At 65.4% G+C, this 16,428-nt stretch carries 19 protein-coding genes; 8 read left to right on the top strand and 11 right to left on the bottom strand.

Annotated elements, in window-relative coordinates; translation table 11 throughout:
- Window positions 1-216 precede the first annotated feature (216 nt).
- The gene (locus MMG94_RS17380; RefSeq protein ID WP_016921817.1) at window positions 217-774 is read right to left on the bottom strand and encodes a YbhB/YbcL family Raf kinase inhibitor-like protein; all 558 of its coding nucleotides are present in this window, start codon (window positions 772-774) and stop codon (window positions 217-219) included.
- Window positions 775-855: 81 nt separating this feature from the next.
- Between MMG94_RS17380 and MMG94_RS17385 the strand changes: the two genes are divergently transcribed.
- Entirely contained in the window at window positions 856-1,968 is a 1,113-nt protein-coding gene (locus MMG94_RS17385; RefSeq protein WP_016921818.1) for a cobalt-precorrin-5B (C(1))-methyltransferase, read from the top strand.
- Between the two features lie 141 nt (window positions 1,969-2,109).
- Window positions 2,110-2,625 (top strand): bifunctional adenosylcobinamide kinase/adenosylcobinamide-phosphate guanylyltransferase, encoded by a 516-nt coding sequence (gene cobU / locus MMG94_RS17390; protein WP_016921820.1) that lies wholly within the window; start codon window positions 2,110-2,112, stop codon window positions 2,623-2,625.
- A gap of 76 nt (window positions 2,626-2,701) precedes the next feature.
- Here the strand turns inward: cobU and MMG94_RS17395 are convergent, their stop codons facing one another.
- Complete coding sequence (locus MMG94_RS17395) at window positions 2,702-4,000, bottom strand: O-acetylhomoserine aminocarboxypropyltransferase/cysteine synthase family protein (RefSeq protein WP_016921821.1); 1,299 nt, start codon at window positions 3,998-4,000, stop codon at window positions 2,702-2,704.
- 132 nt (window positions 4,001-4,132) lie between these two features.
- Between MMG94_RS17395 and MMG94_RS17400 the strand changes: the two genes are divergently transcribed.
- Entirely contained in the window at window positions 4,133-4,543 is a 411-nt protein-coding gene (locus MMG94_RS17400) for a hypothetical protein (protein WP_016921822.1), read from the top strand.
- A 10-nt stretch (window positions 4,544-4,553) separates the two neighbouring features.
- Here the strand turns inward: MMG94_RS17400 and MMG94_RS17405 are convergent, their stop codons facing one another.
- Together MMG94_RS17405 and MMG94_RS17410 are read right to left on the bottom strand one after the other, a co-directional pair.
- Complete coding sequence (locus tag MMG94_RS17405; RefSeq protein WP_016921823.1) at window positions 4,554-5,600, bottom strand: bile acid:sodium symporter family protein; 1,047 nt, start codon at window positions 5,598-5,600, stop codon at window positions 4,554-4,556.
- 27 nt (window positions 5,601-5,627) lie between these two features.
- Complete coding sequence (locus MMG94_RS17410) at window positions 5,628-7,760, bottom strand: S9 family peptidase (protein WP_016921824.1); 2,133 nt, start codon at window positions 7,758-7,760, stop codon at window positions 5,628-5,630.
- Window positions 7,761-7,890: 130 nt separating this feature from the next.
- Here MMG94_RS17410 and MMG94_RS17415 point away from each other — a divergent pair, with 130 nt between their 5' ends.
- Together MMG94_RS17415 and MMG94_RS17420 are read left to right on the top strand one after the other, a co-directional pair.
- A complete protein-coding gene (locus MMG94_RS17415) occupies window positions 7,891-8,076 on the top strand; it encodes a hypothetical protein (protein WP_016921825.1) in 186 nt (61 codons plus the stop codon).
- 173 nt (window positions 8,077-8,249) lie between these two features.
- Window positions 8,250-8,534, top strand: a complete 285-nt coding sequence (locus MMG94_RS17420; protein ID WP_244415517.1) for a PsiF family protein — start codon at window positions 8,250-8,252, stop codon at window positions 8,532-8,534.
- A 72-nt stretch (window positions 8,535-8,606) separates the two neighbouring features.
- Here the strand turns inward: MMG94_RS17420 and MMG94_RS17425 are convergent, their stop codons facing one another.
- Window positions 8,607-9,617 carry a polyprenyl synthetase family protein gene (locus tag MMG94_RS17425; RefSeq protein WP_016921827.1) on the bottom strand — a complete coding sequence of 337 codons (1,011 nt, stop codon included), beginning with the start codon at window positions 9,615-9,617 and terminating at the stop codon, window positions 8,607-8,609.
- Between the two features lie 114 nt (window positions 9,618-9,731).
- A complete protein-coding gene (locus MMG94_RS17430; protein ID WP_016921828.1) occupies window positions 9,732-9,974 on the bottom strand; it encodes a hypothetical protein in 243 nt (80 codons plus the stop codon).
- Window positions 9,975-10,204: 230 nt separating this feature from the next.
- Between MMG94_RS17430 and MMG94_RS17435 the strand changes: the two genes are divergently transcribed.
- Window positions 10,205-10,879 (top strand): tRNA1(Val) (adenine(37)-N6)-methyltransferase, encoded by a 675-nt coding sequence (locus tag MMG94_RS17435; RefSeq protein ID WP_016921829.1) that lies wholly within the window; start codon window positions 10,205-10,207, stop codon window positions 10,877-10,879.
- Window positions 10,880-10,904: 25 nt separating this feature from the next.
- Window positions 10,905-11,384, top strand: a complete 480-nt coding sequence (locus MMG94_RS17440) for a GNAT family N-acetyltransferase (protein ID WP_016921830.1) — start codon at window positions 10,905-10,907, stop codon at window positions 11,382-11,384.
- A gap of 105 nt (window positions 11,385-11,489) precedes the next feature.
- Here the strand turns inward: MMG94_RS17440 and MMG94_RS17445 are convergent, their stop codons facing one another.
- The 4 genes from MMG94_RS17445 to MMG94_RS17460 all read right to left on the bottom strand — a co-directional run bounded on the left by MMG94_RS17445 (window position 11,490) and on the right by MMG94_RS17460 (window position 15,283).
- Window positions 11,490-11,873 (bottom strand): hypothetical protein, encoded by a 384-nt coding sequence (locus MMG94_RS17445; RefSeq protein ID WP_016921832.1) that lies wholly within the window; start codon window positions 11,871-11,873, stop codon window positions 11,490-11,492.
- Window positions 11,874-12,053: 180 nt separating this feature from the next.
- On the bottom strand, window positions 12,054-12,476 hold the full coding sequence (locus tag MMG94_RS17450; RefSeq protein ID WP_244415519.1) for a L,D-transpeptidase: 423 nt from the start codon (window positions 12,474-12,476) through the stop codon (window positions 12,054-12,056).
- A 315-nt stretch (window positions 12,477-12,791) separates the two neighbouring features.
- Window positions 12,792-13,904 carry a DUF2778 domain-containing protein gene (locus MMG94_RS17455; protein WP_016921834.1) on the bottom strand — a complete coding sequence of 371 codons (1,113 nt, stop codon included), beginning with the start codon at window positions 13,902-13,904 and terminating at the stop codon, window positions 12,792-12,794.
- Window positions 13,905-14,134: 230 nt separating this feature from the next.
- Entirely contained in the window at window positions 14,135-15,283 is a 1,149-nt protein-coding gene (locus MMG94_RS17460) for a DUF2778 domain-containing protein (protein WP_040579591.1), read from the bottom strand.
- Window positions 15,284-15,615: 332 nt separating this feature from the next.
- Between MMG94_RS17460 and MMG94_RS17465 the strand changes: the two genes are divergently transcribed.
- Window positions 15,616-16,038, top strand: a complete 423-nt coding sequence (locus MMG94_RS17465; RefSeq protein WP_026016522.1) for a universal stress protein — start codon at window positions 15,616-15,618, stop codon at window positions 16,036-16,038.
- Here MMG94_RS17465 and MMG94_RS17470 read toward each other — a convergent pair.
- Window positions 16,035-16,424: a cytochrome C oxidase subunit IV family protein gene (locus MMG94_RS17470; protein WP_016921837.1), complete on the bottom strand. Its 390-nt coding sequence runs from the start codon at window positions 16,422-16,424 to the stop codon at window positions 16,035-16,037. The two genes, MMG94_RS17465 and MMG94_RS17470, sit on opposite strands and share 4 nt — an antisense overlap.
- Window positions 16,425-16,428 lie beyond the last annotated feature (4 nt).

Raw genomic sequence — 16,428 nt, forward strand, 5'->3', positions numbered from 1 at the left:
GCGAGCATTTTTTTCGAAGTCGGGCATACCCGACTTCGCGGAAGCGCGAAGCAATCCAGAGCCGCAATGGCCGTCCCTGGATTGTTTCGTCTCCGACCCTCTTCGCAATGACGACGCGAACCGCCATCCTTGCGAGCGATGCGAAGCAATCCAGAGGGCCATTGACGCGCCTGGATTGTTTCGTCTCTGACGCGCGGCGCAATGACGGACGTCCCCTCAACGTCCGAATAATCCGGTGACCGAGGCCTTGGCCAGCGCATTGGCGTTGATGGTGAAGCCTGCAATGGCGGTGCGGCCGCGGGCGGCGTCGCCGAGCTTGTCGATTTTCAGCGCATAGACGGTGAAGACGTAGCGATGCGGCGCGCCGGCCGGGGGGCAGGGGCCGCCATAGGCTTTCTCGCCGAAGTCGGTTTCGAGCTGCTGCGCGCCAGGCGGAAGATTCTTGCCGGAAGCGTCGCCCGCGCCCTGCTTGAGGCCGCGCGCCTCCGGCGGAATATCGACGACGAGCCAGTGCCAGAAGCCCGCGCCCCCCGTGGGCGCGTCGGGGTCGTGCGCGAGAACCGCGAAGCTCTTCGTCCCCGCGGGCGGGTCGCTCCAGACCAGCTCCGGCGAGAGATTGCCGCCCGTGCAGCCGAAGCTGTCATAGACATGCTTCATGTCGATTGTCTTGCCGTCGGCGATGTCCGGGCTTTTCACGGTGAAAGCCTGCGCGCCATTGGCGTCGGCAGTTGCGAGCGCCGCAAAGGCGTAGAAGGACAAATGGCTGCGCTTCATGGGCCAGGCTCCTATGTCGAGACGGGGGTCTCTTGTAGCGGATCGTTGGGCGCGTGTCGCGCGGGATGCTAAAGGAGACCTATGACGGATGCGCGCAAAGATCGATCGCTGCGCCGGGGCTGGACGACCGGCGCCTGCGCAACCGCCGCGGCGCGGGCGGCTTTCGAGGCGCTCGTCACCGGCGCGCCGCCGCCGGACCCGGTCGAGATCGCGTTGCCGTCCGGCAAGCGCGCGGCCTTCGCGCTTGCGGAGTTTTCGCGGGGCGACGATTTCGCCCGCGCGGGCGTCGTCAAGGACGCCGGCGACGACCCGGACGTGACGCATGGCGCGCTGATCCGCGCCGCCTTGCGCCACGCTCCGCCGGGCGCGGGCGTGATCTTCAAAGCCGGCGAAGGCGTCGGCGCGGTCACGCGGCCGGGCCTGCCATTGCCGCCGGGCGAACCCGCCATCAATCCCGTCCCGCGCCAGATGATGCGGCAGACGATCGAAGAAGCCGCGCAAAGGCTCGGCGTCGGCGCGGACGCCGAGATCGAGATTTCCATCCCCGGCGGCGAGAGACTGGCGAAACATACGCTCAACGGACGCCTCGGAATCGTCGGCGGATTGTCGATACTCGGCACGACGGGAATCGTCACGCCCTTCTCCTGCGCCGCCTGGATCGACAGCATCCATCGCGGCGTCGACGTCGCGCGCGCGAGCGGGCTCGCGCATATCGCCGGAACGACCGGCTCGACCTCGGAAGCCGCCGTGCAGAAGCTCTATGACTTGCCCGAGGCGGCGCTGATCGAGATGGGAGATTTCGTCGGCGGGCTCCTCAAATATCTGCGCACGCATCCCGTCGCGCGCGTGACCATTGGCGGCGGCTTCGCCAAGATGACCAAGCTCGCGCAGGGTCGGCTCGATCTGCATTCGGGCCGTTCGAGTCTCGACCTCGCCCAATTGAGCGAGACGGCGCGCGCCGCCGGCGCGGATGAGGAAACCGCGGCGCGGGTGAAGCACGCCAATAGCGCGCTCGACGCATTACTGATTGCGCGTGCGGCCGGCGTCGATCTCGCGGCGCCAATCGCGCAGGCGGCCTGGGAGACGGCGGCCAAGGCGCTCGGGTCCGAGGACGTGGCGCTGGAGGCGATCGTTTTCGACAGGGAGGGTCGGTTGCTGGCGCAAACGCCTTTCAAAAAGGCCGGCGATGCGTAAGCTTCAGCCGTCATTGCGAGCATTTTTCTCGAAGCCGGTTATGCCCGACTTCGCAAAAGCGCGAAGCAATCCAGGAGCGGCCGACGCGGTTCCGAATTGCTTCATCGCGTGCGCTCTTCGCAGCAATGACGAGGGAGCGCCGTGACCGAAAACCCCCATCTCACCTTCATCCTCGGCGGCGCGCGGTCGGGTAAAAGCGCTTATGCGGAAAGCCTCATCATGGCGCATCCGGGTCCGTGGTTTTACATCGCCACGGCGCAGGCTTTCGACGACGAGATGCGCGAACGCATCAACATCCATCAGGCGCGGCGCGGCGGCGACTGGCGCACCATCGAGGCGCCGCAGCTTCTGCCGGAAGCTGTCATCGATGCGCCCGCCAATGCTCCGCTGATGATCGATTGCCTCGCCATCTGGCTCTCGAACAGAATGTTCGCGGAGACTGATCTCGTGGCGGATCGCAAGGCGCTCGTCGCGGCTCTGTTATCTCGCAACGCGCCGACTGTGGTCGTGTCGCCGGAGGTCGGTCTGTCGATTGTGCCGGAGAATGCGCTCGCGCGCGCCTTCCGCGACGCCGCAGGCGTGCTGCATCAGGAGGTCGCAAAGATCGCCGCGCATGTGGCGCTGGTGGTTGCGGGCTATCCGGTGAAAGTGAAGTGAGAGATGCGTCGCCTCGCTCCCTCTCCCCGTGAAAACGGAGCGAAGGAGGAGGACGCCGCTCTCGCGCAAGAGCGCTCTACGCCCCCGCTGCTTTCAGTCCCTTCTCCAGATCGGCGACGATGTCGTCGATATGCTCCAGCCCGATGCACAGGCGCACATAGCCGGGCGTCACGCCGCTTGCGAGCTGCGACTCTTCCGAAAGCTGCGAATGCGTCGTCGTCGCGGGATGGATGGCGAGGCTGCGCGCGTCGCCGATATTGGCGACGTGGTAGAACATTTCGAGCGCGTCGATGAAGCGCCGTCCCGCTTCCGCGCCGCCCTTCAGCTCGAAGCCGAGCAGCGCGCCATAGCCGCCCTTGAGATATTTGTCGGCGCGTTTGCGCGCTTCGCCGGTCTGATGGGAGGGATAGATCACGCGCGTCACTTCGCTTCGGCTCGCGAGAAAGTCCGCCGCCTTCTGCGCATTGGCGACATGGCGCTCCATGCGCAGCGTCACGGTCTCGATTCCCTGCAAGGTGAGGAAGGCGTTGAAGGGAGAAGGCGACGAGCCGAGGTCGCGCAGCAGGGTCGTGCGCGCCTTGATGATATAGGCGATGGGCCCCAGGGGCTTCACCGCCTCGACCCAGACGGCGCCGTGATAGCTCGGGTCCGGCGTGTTGAGCGCGGGTTGGCGCGCGGGGAATTTCTCCCAGTCGAAATTGCCGCCGTCGATGATCGCGCCGCCGATCGACGTGCCATGGCCGCCGAGATATTTCGTCGTCGAATAGACGACGATCGCCGCGCCGTGATCGAGCGGCCGCGCAATGATCGGCGCCGCGGTGTTGTCGATGATCAGCGGAACGCCATATTCGCGGCCGATCGCGGCGATCTCGGCGATCGGGAAAACGGTCAGTTTGGGATTCGGCAACGTCTCGCCGTAAAAAGCGCGCGTACGGTCGTCGATCGCGCGGCGGAAATTCTCGGGATCGGACGGATCGACGAATCGAACCTCGATGCCCTGGTCCTTCAGCGTGTTGGCGAAGAGATTCCAGGTGCCGCCATAAAGATCGGTCGAGGAGACGACATTGTCGCCAACCTTTGCGAGGTTCTGAATCGCGAAGGCCGAGGCCGCCTGCCCGGACGAAAGCATGAGCGCAGCGGCGCCGCCTTCGAGCGCGGCGAGGCGCTGTTCAAGCGCGTCGGCGGTCGGATTGCCGATGCGCGTATAGATCGGCCCCAGCTCCTTCAGCGCAAAAAGATTGGCCGCGTGCTCAGTGTCGCGAAATTGGAAAGACGTCGACTGATAAATCGGAACGGCGACCGCGCCGGTCGTGGGGTCCGCGCGCCAGCCTGCGTGAAGCGCAAGGGTTTCCGGATGTTTTGTCTCAATGGCCATTGATGATACCTCCCCAAAGCTGAGTAAACGAAAAGCGCGGGGGACGCGATAATTTCTTGCCTGAGCCGCGTCCTCTCCCATCTAGCCGCTTTACGGATTTGCCGCAGGGACCAAAGGGCAGGAGTCACCGTCATGAAGAAGCTGTTGATCGGCGCGCTCGCATTGTCGTCGAGCGCATTCGCGCCGGCCGTCGCGCAGCAGGCGCAGGACCAGGGCGATCCCAATCCGCCCGCCATTCAAGGCGCGCCGCGTCCCGACATCAAGCCGGCCTTGAACGAGGAGACCGGCCGGACGCCTTCCGCAATTGCGGAGCAGTCGCAGGCGGGGGATACGTCCGGTCCCGCCGCCGGCGGCAACGTCACGCCGCCGACTGTCGTTCAGAAAGAAAACCCGGCCGCGCAGGAACACGCTTCGCCCGCGGGCGTCGCCGGCCCCAGCGGCACGGCGGCGGGCTCGCCGGGAATAGAGGCGAAGCGCGGCACGCAGGCCGGCCGTGAATGGCTGCCGCCCGAAGAAGTTCAGCGTAAGAAGCCATCCATGTGAGGTTTGAGCGTCAACGCGCCGCCTTTCGCTGAAAGAGCGAACGGTCGGCGAGCGCGGCGACGAAATGCTGGGCGAGATTGTAGAAGATGACCGGGAGCAGAACGCCGGCGTGATCGGGCATGGCGGTCGTCGCGAGCGAGAGCCCGGCTCCATTGTTGTTCATGCCGAGCGCGAATGTCAGCGACGCAGTTTCTTCAGCGTCCGCGCCGCTGACGCGCGCGCAAAGCCAGCCCGCGGCGAAAGCGGTCACGCAGAGAAAGAGGATGACCAAAAGCATGATCGCGAGAAAGTCGAGATCGGGGTTGCGCGCGACCTGCGGCAATGAAAGCGAGGCGTTGGCGTAATTCAGCAGGACGACCATCCCGTAATTCGACAGTTTGAGATAGGGCTTGGCGCGCGACTTCGCGGTCTCGCCGATCAGCCGCCCGGCGAGCACGCCCAGAATGGATGGCGCGAACACCCACATGCCAAGGAAACTCATGGAATTGCCGGCGGCGAGTTCGTGGAGGTCCTCGCTATAGTCGCCGGTCGTCAAGCCCGCGACCGCATGTAGCACGGCGGGCGTGAGCAATGGGCTGAGCGCGGTGGTCGTCAAAACGAGTCCAATGCTCAGCGACATATTGCCATTGGCCGTCTGAGCCCAGGCGGTCGAAGCGCCGGCGATCGGCATCGCCGCCACAAAAGCGAGGCCTGTGAGGATCTGCTGCGTTTCGTCGCTATTGTGCCAGGCGGCCAGCGTGAAGCTCGCCGCAACGATGAAGATCAGCGGCACGAGGAAATTGCCGAGCGCGCCAATCGCCAGCACGCCGGGCCTGCGCGCCAGCGTTTGAATTTCTCCTGCATTGGTTCCGAGACCGGCGTTGAAGAGCAGGAGAAACAGCATCAGCATCGTCGCCGTCACAGGCGCGCCGCCGGCTCCCGTGTCGAGGAGGCGGACCTTTTGCAGGGCGACTCCGGCTGCCGGCGCAAGCGCCGCGGCTATATAGGAGCCGATGACGATCCAGATGAAATAGCGATGGACGATGTGCGTCAATTCTTCGCAATGCGAGCGAGCCATATCGAACCTTCCAGTCGAAGCGAAACGTCAGCGGCGATCATTAGCGCGATTTGAACAGGCGATCGCGAAGGCGTATTCCAGCGCCGTATCCTCCAGGGCCTCGAAACGTCCCGAGGCTCCGCCATGCCCCGCGGTCAAATGCGTGTGAAGCAATACGGGTCCGCCGCCCGTCATCGTCGCGCGCAGCTTCGACGCCCATTTCAGCGGCTCCCAATAGGTCACGCGCGGATCGGCGACGCCGACGATGGAAAGGATCGGCGGATAAATTTGCGCGCGCACATTGTCGTAAGGCGAATAGGCGGCAATGCGGTCGTAGACGTCCGCATCTGCGATCGGGTTGCCCCATTCGAGCCATTCGGGCGGCGTGAGCGGCAGATCGTCCCGCAGCATCGTGTTGAGCACGTCGACGAAGGGCACGCCTGCGATCACGCCCGCGAAGAGTTGCGGCGCTTCGTTCAAAATCGCGCCCATCAGCATGCCGCCGGCCGATGCGCCTTGCGCGACGATGGCGCCCTCGCATGTATAGCCGCAAGCGATCAGATGCTGTGCGCAGGCGAGGAAGTCGGAGAAAGTGTTCGTCTTTTTTTCGAGCTTGCCGGTTTCGTACCAGTTCCAGCCTTTATCGGTTCCCCCGCGCGTATGGGCGAGGGCGTAGACGAAGCCGCGATCGACGAGCGACAGCGCGTCTTCGTCGAAATCGGCGGCGAGCGAATGGCCATAGGCGCCATAGCCGTAAAGCAGCAGCGGCGCGCCATCGGCGCCCGGCGCGAAACCGGCGCGATGCAACAGCGTGATCGGCACGCTTTCGCCATCGGGCGCCGGCGCGTAGAGGCGTCGGGTCACATAATTCTTCGGATCATGACCGGAAGGAATTTCCTGTCTTTTGCGCAGGACGCGCGTGCGCTCGCGCATGTCGTACTCGTAGATTTCCTCCGGCGTCGTCATGGACGCATAGGTGAAGCGCAGCGTCGTCGTGTCGTATTCGAGACCCGGATCGAGGCCGAGCGCGTAGGCCTCTTCATCAAAGGCGATGTCATGCGCGTCGCCGGATTCGAGATCCCGTATGACGATGCGCGGCAGCGAGTTTTCGCGCACGACCCAGACCAGAAAATGCGCAAAGACCGTGAAGGCGACGATCATCGCGCCGGCGCGAAGCGGAACGACGTCGCGCCAATTGGCGCGCTCGGACGCCGCGAGGGGCGCGGCGGAAATGCGAAAATCGTCGGCGCCGTCGGCATTGTTCAGGATGAACAGAACGTCGCCATGCGGCTCGACGTCGTAACGCAGCTTCGGCTCGCGCGCGGCGACGAGCCGCGGCGCGGGCTCGGTCCCGTGCAGATCGATCAGCCAGATTTCGGCGGCGTCGTGGCCGTGGAACGTGACGATGGCGAAGCGGCGGCAGCGGCTTTCCTCGATCCCGACGAACCAGGCTCCGTCCGTCTCTTCGAGAATCAGGCGGTCGGTTCCGGGATCGGCGCCGATCTCGTGGCGGAAAACCTGAGCCGTGCGGTGGTTCTCGTCGACGCGCACATAATAGAAGGCCTTCGAATCCGAGGTCCAGACGATGGCGCCATCCGTATCCGTCACGACGTCCGCGCGGTCGATCCCGTCCGCGAGGGCGCGCGTATGAATGGCGTAGAGTTCGGAGCCTTTGTCGTCGACGCTCCAGGCGAGCTGCGCATGGTCGGGCGCGTGAGCCGTGTCGCCGATATCGAAGAACGCATGCCCTTTCGCCAGCGCCTCGCCGTCGAGCAGGATCGTCTCACATCCGCCATTGCGCGGCGTGCGGCAGTAGAGCGGATGCTCGCCGTCTTCGCGGAACCGGCCGTAATAGGCATAGGGGCCGTCATTGTCGGGGACGTCGGAATCATCCTCCTTGATGCGACCGCGCATCTCTTTCACGAGCGTCTTGCGTAATTCGTCGAGAGGCGCGACGACGCTGGCGCAATAGGCGTTCTCCGCCTTCACCAGCGCCGCGATGTCTTTGGGCAGCCTCTTCGGATCGCGCAGCACGTCGCGCCAATTTTCCGCGGCGAGCCACGCATAGGGATCGTCGAGCCCGCGCCCATGGACAGTTTTTTGCGTGGGACGCTTTTCGGCTATCGGCGGCTGCGCGGACAGATCAAATTGCGCATATCTGCTTTCCCTGGGCTCAGCCATCTCTCATCCTTATGCGCGTCGCGGCGCGACGAAACCCTCTCCCGCGATAAACCGCGTCATTCGCGCAAGCTCTCGGCAAGACTTCAGCCATTAGCCTTAATGCCTGAGAGAGTCGTTTTGCGAGCGGGAAATGGCGATGACTTATGTGAATCTCGATGCGAAATGCGGCGCGCCGCGGGATCTGGAGCGGCGCGGCGTCCGCGCTAAAGCGCTGGAGGCTTCCGGCGTTATGCCCACTCACGTCTTTTTGCGCCTGTTCCTCTCCGCCCTCGCGGCGACGCTCGCCATTCACTTCTGGAGGCAAGGGGCGCGCTAGGAGGCGGAATTCGCATGTTATTGCGCAAGTGAAAAGTAGCTTTCGTCTCGGACGTCTCCAAGACATTTTCTTAAAAATGTCATAATCTTTCTTTGGCTGCTGCGCGGATGCGCGTGGCCGAGGGAGAGCAGCGAAGCCGTTCGTCCGGCTTCCGGAACGAAAAAAGAGACGTCATGTTGAAGAGCATAAAGATTCTTTCGACGGCGGGCCTTGCCGCCATGGCTTTCGCCAGCGCCTCCTCGGCGGAAACGGTATGGAAGCCGCCGGCGGAAATCGCCGGCAAGGGGACTGCGGAGTCCGGCGCTGCGCCGGCGGCCGCCGAGACGGCCGCTCCGGCGACGCCGTCCGCGCCGGTCGCCAAGGCGGACAAGGAAAAGGGCTGCAACGAGCAGGCCGCCGCCAAGGGCCTCAAGGGCAAGGCGAAGCGGCAGTTCAAGGCCGAATGCCTGAAGTCCTGATAGAGCGCGAACGCGAAAACGCCGGCCGGAGCGTCGCTCGGCCGGCGTTTTTCTTTGCTTCCGGAGCGCCCGTCAGTAGACGCGCTCGATGCAGAAATCCACGACTTCGAGCAGCGCGTTTTTCCATGGCGAAGCTGGGAAAATCTCCATCGCGTCGCGCGCGATCGCGCCGTAATGGGCGGCGCGCTCGATCGTGTCGTCGAGCGCCTTGTGCTTTTTCATCAGGCCGCAGGCGGTCTCGACGTCTCCGTCCTTGATCTCGCCCTTCTCCAGCGTGCGGCGCCAGAATTCGCGTTCCTTGTCGTTGCCGCGGCGGAAGGCCAGCACGACGGGCAGAGTGATCTTGCCCTCGCGGAAATCATCGCCGACATTCTTGCCGAGCTTGGCGGAGGAGCCGCCATAATCCAGCGCGTCGTCGATAAGCTGGAAAGCGACGCCGAGATTCATGCCGTAGCTGCGCGCCGCGGCTTCGTCCGCCTTGGGCTTGCCGGCGAGCATGACGCCGACCTCGGCGGCGGCGGCGAAGAGTTCCGCCGTCTTGCGGCGGATGACGGCCATATAGGCGTCTTCAGTCGTCGTCGTGTCCTTGGCGGCGTTGAGCTGGAGAATCTCGCCTTCAGCGATCACGGCGGCCGCCTGGGAGACGACGGTGAGCGGCGGGACCTGGCCCGGCTCGACCATCATCTTGAAGGCGTGGCCCAGGAGGAAGTCGCCGACGAGCACGCAGGTCTGATTGCCCCAGAGCATACGGGCGGCGATCTTGCCACGGCGCATATTGGACTCGTCCACCACATCGTCGTGGAGCAGGGTCGCCGTATGCATGAATTCGATGCCGGCGGCGAATTTCAGGTGACCGTCGCCCTTATAGCCGCACATGCCGGCGGTCGCGAGGACGAGCATGGGACGCAGCCGCTTGCCGCCCGCCGAAATCAGGTGGTTCGCGACTTCGGGGATCGTGGTGACGTCCGAGCCGGTGCGTTGGATGATGAGCTGGTTGGTGCGCTCGAGGTCCTGGCGGATCAGTTCGAGAAGGCTGTCGAGGCCCGCAGCTTTCTTCTCTTCGAGCGGAATAACGATACCCACGGACCCCCCTACGGCCTAATCTTTTAACGGCCCGGAATTTACGGCCTTGCGCCCTTACCGGCAAGTCGCAGCCAGGGCAAGGCCATGGAGGGGCGTTTGAGGGACGCGGCCCGGTTAATTCAGAGGCTCCTCGATCTCGGCCGCCGCCGCACGGGCGAGCCGCTCGGCCTGTTCCGCGACGCGCGCCGCGAGCGCGGCCAGCCGCCGCGCCGCGGCGTTCCCTGTTTCCGCGCAGAAATCGTCGATCGCGAATTCGAGACCCCGGCAGCAGAGCGCCAATTCGGCGAGCCGCCTGCCGAATTCCGCCTCCCTGACAAGGCCCGTGTCCTTAACTGTGCCGTAGAGCCGGATCGTCATGGCGAAGCCTGTATTTACCGAGGGTTGGCCCAAGCGCCGCGACGTCTTGCCACGGCGCCGGAAAGCGTAACGTTAAGCGGACGGCTAAAATTTTACGCTTCGGAAAACCTTTCTTAGCCACGCTGCAGGCGGTTGGGCCGGGTTTTCAAGGGGGTAGGGCTAAAGTCCCGCCGTTGCGAAAAATTTAGGCGCTTGTGGAAAGCGGGGACGCATGGGACTGTCGCGGCCCGATGGATGGCGACGCGGCGGATGGATTTCTCGACGGGCGGCTGCGGCTGCGGCAGGGCCGGGGCCATCGCGCCGGCCATGACGCGGTCCTGCTCGCGGCGCTGACGCCGCCGGACCAGAAGGGGTTGATCCTCGACATTGGGGCCGGCGCGGGAGCGATCGGGCTTATGGCGGCCGTTCTGGCGCAGCAGGCGCGCGTCGGTCTGGTCGAGATCGACCGTGCAGCCTGCGCGCTGGCGCGGGAGAATGCGGCGGCGAACGGCCTTGCGGAGCGGGTCGCCGTTTATGAAGCGGATGTCGTCTCCGCCAAATCGCGCCGCGCATCGGGCCTCGTCGACGAGCAGGCGGCGCTGGTCCTCACCAACCCGCCCTTCTATGACGAGAGCAAAGTGCGCGTGACGCCGGACTCCGACAAAGCCCGCGCCCATGTCGCGGCCGTCCCCCTCCCGGAATGGGTGCGCGGCGCGCTGGCGCTGCTCGCGCCGGGCGGAACCTTCGCCATGATCCACCGGGCCGATGCGCTCTATGCATGCCTCGCGGCGATGAAAGGCCGGCTTGGCGGCGTGACGGTGCGGCCTGTCCATACGAAGCCCGGCGCGCCGGCGGTGAGGGTTCTGCTGACGGGCGTGAAGGGATCGAAGGCGCCGATGGCGGTGCTGGAAGGGCGCTTTGCGTAGCGGCCCCGCCGATCGCTGGCGTCCCATGCGTCCCGAAGACCTGCCGGAGATCTGTCGCATCGCGACGGGCGCTCATGCCGATCTGCCGGAGCGGCCAGAGGTTTTCGAGGAGAAGGCGCGGCTATTCCCCGCCGGCTGCTTCGTGCTGGCGAAGGATGGCGCGCTGGTCGGCTACGCGATCTCCCATCCATGGCGGCTCTATGACATTCCGCCGTTGGATGCTTTTCTGGGCGCGCTGCCGCCGTCTCCGGACTGCCTGTTTTTGCACGACGTCGCCTTGACGCCCGGCGCGCGCGGCGACGGCGCAACCGCGCATTTGATTCAGCGGCTATGCAATGTCGCCCGCAAGGAGCGGCTCGCCTTCCTGGCTTTGACGTCAGTCTATGGAACGGCCGGATTTTGGGCGGAAACTGGCTTCCAGGCCGCGTCGGATGAGAGGCTCGCCCCGAAGTTGAAGAGCTACGGGGCCGGCGCGCTTTACATGATCAGAAAGCTTCAAGGATGACGCGCCGCCTCTCGGCGGACGTCGCCGGGAGCGCAGACCACGAAGCGATCCAGACGCTCGGCGGGCCGGATCGCTTCGCGGGGCGCGCAGTGACGCGCGGTTTCCTTATTCCACGACGCTCGCGCGGATGATGAGCTTGTCGCCGTCGCATTCGACGTAGCCGACAAGGCCCTTGGCCTGAGCGCCGCCGCTCGCCGGCGGATGGCCCTTCCAGACGCAGCCCTTCTTGCCGTCAGTGCGGTCGGAGAGGGTGACGGTGTAGTTGGCGCCTTCGGATTCGCCTTCGAATTTGTAGGTGAGCGTCGAGCCGTTGCCCATCTGCATACTGGCGTCGCCGGAGAGCTTGTTTCCCTCGGTCTTGACGTTCCAGGAGCCCTGCGCGCCCTTGATGCCGCCGGTGTTCTCCTCGGTCACGAGCCAGGTCGCGGCGGCGGCGGGAACGCTCGTCGCCAGCAGCGCGGCGACGGCCAAAGCGGATTTATGCATCATTTCCTCCCTTTCGACATATTATCGACCACCTTGGCGGCCCGTCACACATCTAGGCAAGCAGGGGCCCGACCGCAATCGTCCGTCTCCCGCTTCCGTCCCGCCGTTTTGCGCGCTCCGCCAATCTGCGCGCGTTCCGCCGTCTATGCGCGCTGCAAAACTTTCCTGGCCGCGGCGCCGTCTTCATCGGCGGCTTCGCCCGCCTGAGATCGTGATGCGAGCGCCTTCGCGTCGCACCATCCCGTAAAGCTGCGCCGCATGTCCGGGAGACAATCGCACGCAGCCATGCGAGACCGGCCGCCCGAGCGCGCTGGTCGCATATGTGCCGTGAATGGCGTAGCCGCCCGAAAAGAAAATCGAGTGCGGCATAGGCGCGTCGTCATACTTGCTGGAGTAATGTATGCGCTGCAGGCTGCGCGCCGAAAATACGCCGCGCGGCGTGCGATAGCCGGGCCGCGCGGTCGAGACCGGCCAGCTATGTTTGCCGGCGGCGGAGGTCACGACCATGCGCTGACTGGCGAGATTGATATGGATGCGCACGGTCGCGGAAGCGGTTTGGGCCGCGAGCGCCAGCGGGAGAGCGAGAAGCAGGGGCGAGTAGCGCAAGGCGACCTCCATGCGCGGCCGGCGAAGGGCAGCCTGTCGCCCGCGCGCTCTCGGTGAAATAGGAGTTCCGCCGCCGCTTTCTCGAATTTGTCCGGAATTTCGCGTGCGCGCGGCGCTCGATGCGTATAAGGGCGTCGGCGTCGCTCGCGGCGACCGGTCAGTTCCTGTTTCCTGGCGTTTTAGACGCGGAAAATCCTGCGACGCCGCATGCGCTCGAAATTAGAAGGCTGACTCTGACTGGAAGATAATCATCGCCGCGCCCGAGCGTTCGGCCGCGGCGACGCCGAGTTGGCGGAGCGTGACGCCAGCGCAGCCCTACATGCGGGCGACGACGACGAGGCGCCTCACCTCGCCGCGTTTGTAAGCGTTGAGGAAAGCCTGATAGTCGCGGAAGGAAACGCAGCCATTGGAGTCGCCGTTCGGGCCCAGCATATAGGTGTGGGCGAGAAGGCCGGCGCGGCCATAGACCTCGCTGTTGGGCGTCAGGCGCAGGGCCTCGACGCCATGGAAGAGCTGCTCGCGCGGCGAGAGCGCGTAGACCGCCGGCGGCGTCGGGCCCCTCATGCGAACATGCACGAAGCGCGGATCGTCGAGATGTTCGCGCAGGCCGGAATGCGCCTCGAGCCGCGTGCCGTCGGGCATGTAAACCGTATGGGCGGAGATGTCGTAGACGGCGGTGCCGTTCCCCGCGCGCGGGGCCGGGCCGTTCGTGACCGACGGCGCCGGGGCGGCTGGGGCGACGGCGCTGGTCAGGCCGCTGAAGAGGCCGCCGCTCGTCGGCTCCTGCGGCGCGTAGGCCATGGCCTGCTGCACGGGCGCCTGCTGCTGGCGACGCGCGTTGCGGCCTGTCGGCGCGGGCGGTTGCTGCGCGGCCTGCTGCTGCTCCGCGCCGGCGCCGCCGAACAGTTTTTCAAAGAATCCGCGATTGTCGCCCGGAGCCGGCGCCTGGGCGGCGGGCGCGGGCTGCGCCGGGAGCGCCGCCTGACGCATCGGGGCCAGCTCCGCGCGGCTTGCAAGATTTCTCAACTCGACGGGGCGTTGCGGCGGCAGCGGAACGTCTGCTTCAGGATAGCTCGGCTCGGCTTCGGCGACGGATTCGGGCGCCGGCCGTTGCTGCGGGGCGGGCTCGACCTTGCCCTCGAGCGCGGCCGTTTCCTGGTTTGGCCGAAGCTCGGGCGCCGATGCGGCGGCGCTGCGCGCCCAGGGGCCGAGCCCCACCGCCATCGGCCCATAGGGATTGGCGGCCGGCGCCGGTTGCGGCGCGATTGCGGCGACGACGCCCGGCGTGGGCGTAACCTGAGAATGGAGCCCGCGCCAGAGGCCGAACAAGCTCAGAAAAACCGCGCCTGCGCCGAGCACCGTATAGGCGAGACGCTGGCCGCGATCGCGAGACAAGAAACCATGTAGCGTGTGGGTGTTCTTCACCATCCGCCCCCGAATGATCTTTGCGCCGCGCAGTTCGACTGCGCGTGGGGCAGATTCGGCGAATCAATGCTCCGTCCCGCAGTCGCAAGCGCGCAAGGACGCCGCAGCAACACTTTGAAAAAGCATCGCGGCCTTGCTTGGGCTGGATTCAGGCGAAATCCTGGCCGCAGGCGGGCGCTTCGGTGGACGGTCGAACAACGCGGCGGGCGGGAAAACGCTTCCCTGCCCGTGGCTTACATATGTGCGACGACGGCGAGGCGCCGGATTTCGCCGCGCTTATAGGCGTTCAGGAAGGCGTGGTAGTCGCGGAACGAGACGCAGCCGTTCGAATCGCCGTTGGGGCCGAGCATGTAAGTGTGGGCGAGGAGTCCGGCGCGGTGATAGATCCTCGAGCCGCCGCCGCCGACCGGGTTGAGCCGGAGCGCCTCGACGCCATGGAACAGCGCTTCGCGCGGGGTCAGCTCGTAAATATGCGGCGGGGTGGGCCCCCGCATCCGCAGATGCACATAGCGAGGATCGTCGAGATGCTCGCGCAGACCGGAATGCGCTTCGAGCCGCGAGCCGTCGGGCATGTAAACCGTGCGGGCCGAGATGTCGTAGATCGCGGTGTAGCGGTCGTAGCGCGCGGCGGGGTTCGCCGGGGCCACGGCGCTCCGCAGCCCGCCGAAGAGGCCGCCGGCGTCATTGGTCGAGGCGTAGGCCATCGCCTCGCGGCGGTTCGCCGCCTGCGGGGCCGCGGCCTGAGGCGCGCCGCCGAAGAGACGCTCTAAAAAGCCGCGATTGTCGGCCGGGCCCGCCGGCACGACGGTGGTCGCGCGCGCGACCTGTCGGGGCGGCGGAGCCGAGGGAACGGGTTCGGCCGGCGTCGGCGCCGCAGCCGCCGTTTCGTGGCGCGGCTGCTCCTTCGGAGGCTCGGGCTTGAGCGCGACGGAGACCTCCGCCGGCCGGCGCGGCGGCAGGGGAGCGTCGACATAGACCGGCGCCGTGGGTTCGGCGAGCGCCGTCCGCAGTTCAGCGGGCCGCATCGGGGGCAGGGGGGCGAAGGCGGTCCTCTCGACGCTCTTCGCCGCGGGCTCGGGCGTCGCCGCCTCGGCTTGCGCGATGAAGAGGTTTGACGCGATGAAGAGGTTATGCGGCCGCATATGCGCGCTGCGCGGCGCGAAAGCGCCCGGCGCATGGGGGCCGATGTCCGAGAGATAGGAGCCGCGAAGGCCAATCGCGCTCGGCGCGGCCTCGGCCGGATCGGGCGCGGGATCGATGGGGCTTTCCGGGAAGAAAAGCCCGCCAGCCAGCACGCTGATGAGCAGCGCGCCGAGCGCCGGAACGATCCGGCGGGCGCCGCCAGGGGCGGAAACGCGAGGATACGAGACCAAGTTACGCATGGTCTCGACGCTAGCGCCGGGGTCTTTAGGAATGGTTGACGGGAGATTTATTGGAAAGCGTCGTTTCGATTCAAATTCGAAGTGCGTGAAGAAATCGTCAACGGCCCGGGCCTTGGCGAGGCGGAAGCCGCGCCTCTCGCCGGTCAACGATATCTCGGCGTGCTTTCGAGCGAGGTCCTGCGCCCTCGGAGGGCCGGCGTGAAGCAGGGGAGGCGCCGCTATTGGTTCGGGGCTCCGCAAGCCGAATGCGACGCGCTATCAGCGCGAGAGACGCCGTAGCGGCGTATCAGCCCTATATCTCACGAACGGGTCCGTCGTTGGGAGCCAATGCAATGTTCGCAAGAATTCTGGTGCCCATCGATCTTGCTGAGCGTCAGATGACGAAAGACGCCGTCAGCTATGCTGAAACGCTTGCAAAGGCTTTTGATGGAGACATCCGGCTGGTTAACGTACAGTCGCTAACGCCGGTCAAGCTGCTGGATTATGTCCCCCAAGACTTCGATGAAATTATACGGCGAGGTCTCGGAGCTGAACTTTCAAAGGTTGCGAATGAGATCGAACGTCCCCCCGCGCGCGTTTCAACTGCGCTCCTATTCGGTCCGATCTACCAGACAATTATCGAGGAGGCTGAGCGCTGGCGGAGCGATCTCATCGTGCTGAGCTCACATCGGCCCGGGGCGGATCGATTTTTGATCGGCTCGAATGCAAGCGCGATCGTCAGACACGCGACCTGCCCCGTTCTCGTCATTCACTAATGTGCCTTGACCCCAGTGACCGGCGCTGACGCAAAGAACGCCATGCGGGTTAATTTGGTGTAGTCGCCCTCGAGCGCCATCGTCGCGACGAAGACGAGCACGGCGAGCGGTGGAACGAGAATGGCCGCTACAAGCGCCAGCCGCTCCCACGCCATATGCATGAAGACCGCGACGATAAGCCCCGCTTTCAGCAACATGAACAGGATGATGAGGCTCCATCGCAGATTGCCCTGGAAATTGAAGTAATCGACGAGATAGGAGCAGGCGCTCAAAACGAAGAGCAGCGCCCATACGAGAAGATAAAGCGCGATCGGGTGCTGCTGCCCATGGGCCTCGGCCGGCGCGGCGGTCGTGACCTCGTTCTTGGCTTCGGCGGTTTTCATCATGAAT

This window comes from Methylocystis parvus OBBP, assembly GCF_027571405.1.
Taxonomy (GTDB): domain Bacteria; phylum Pseudomonadota; class Alphaproteobacteria; order Rhizobiales; family Beijerinckiaceae; genus Methylocystis; species Methylocystis parva.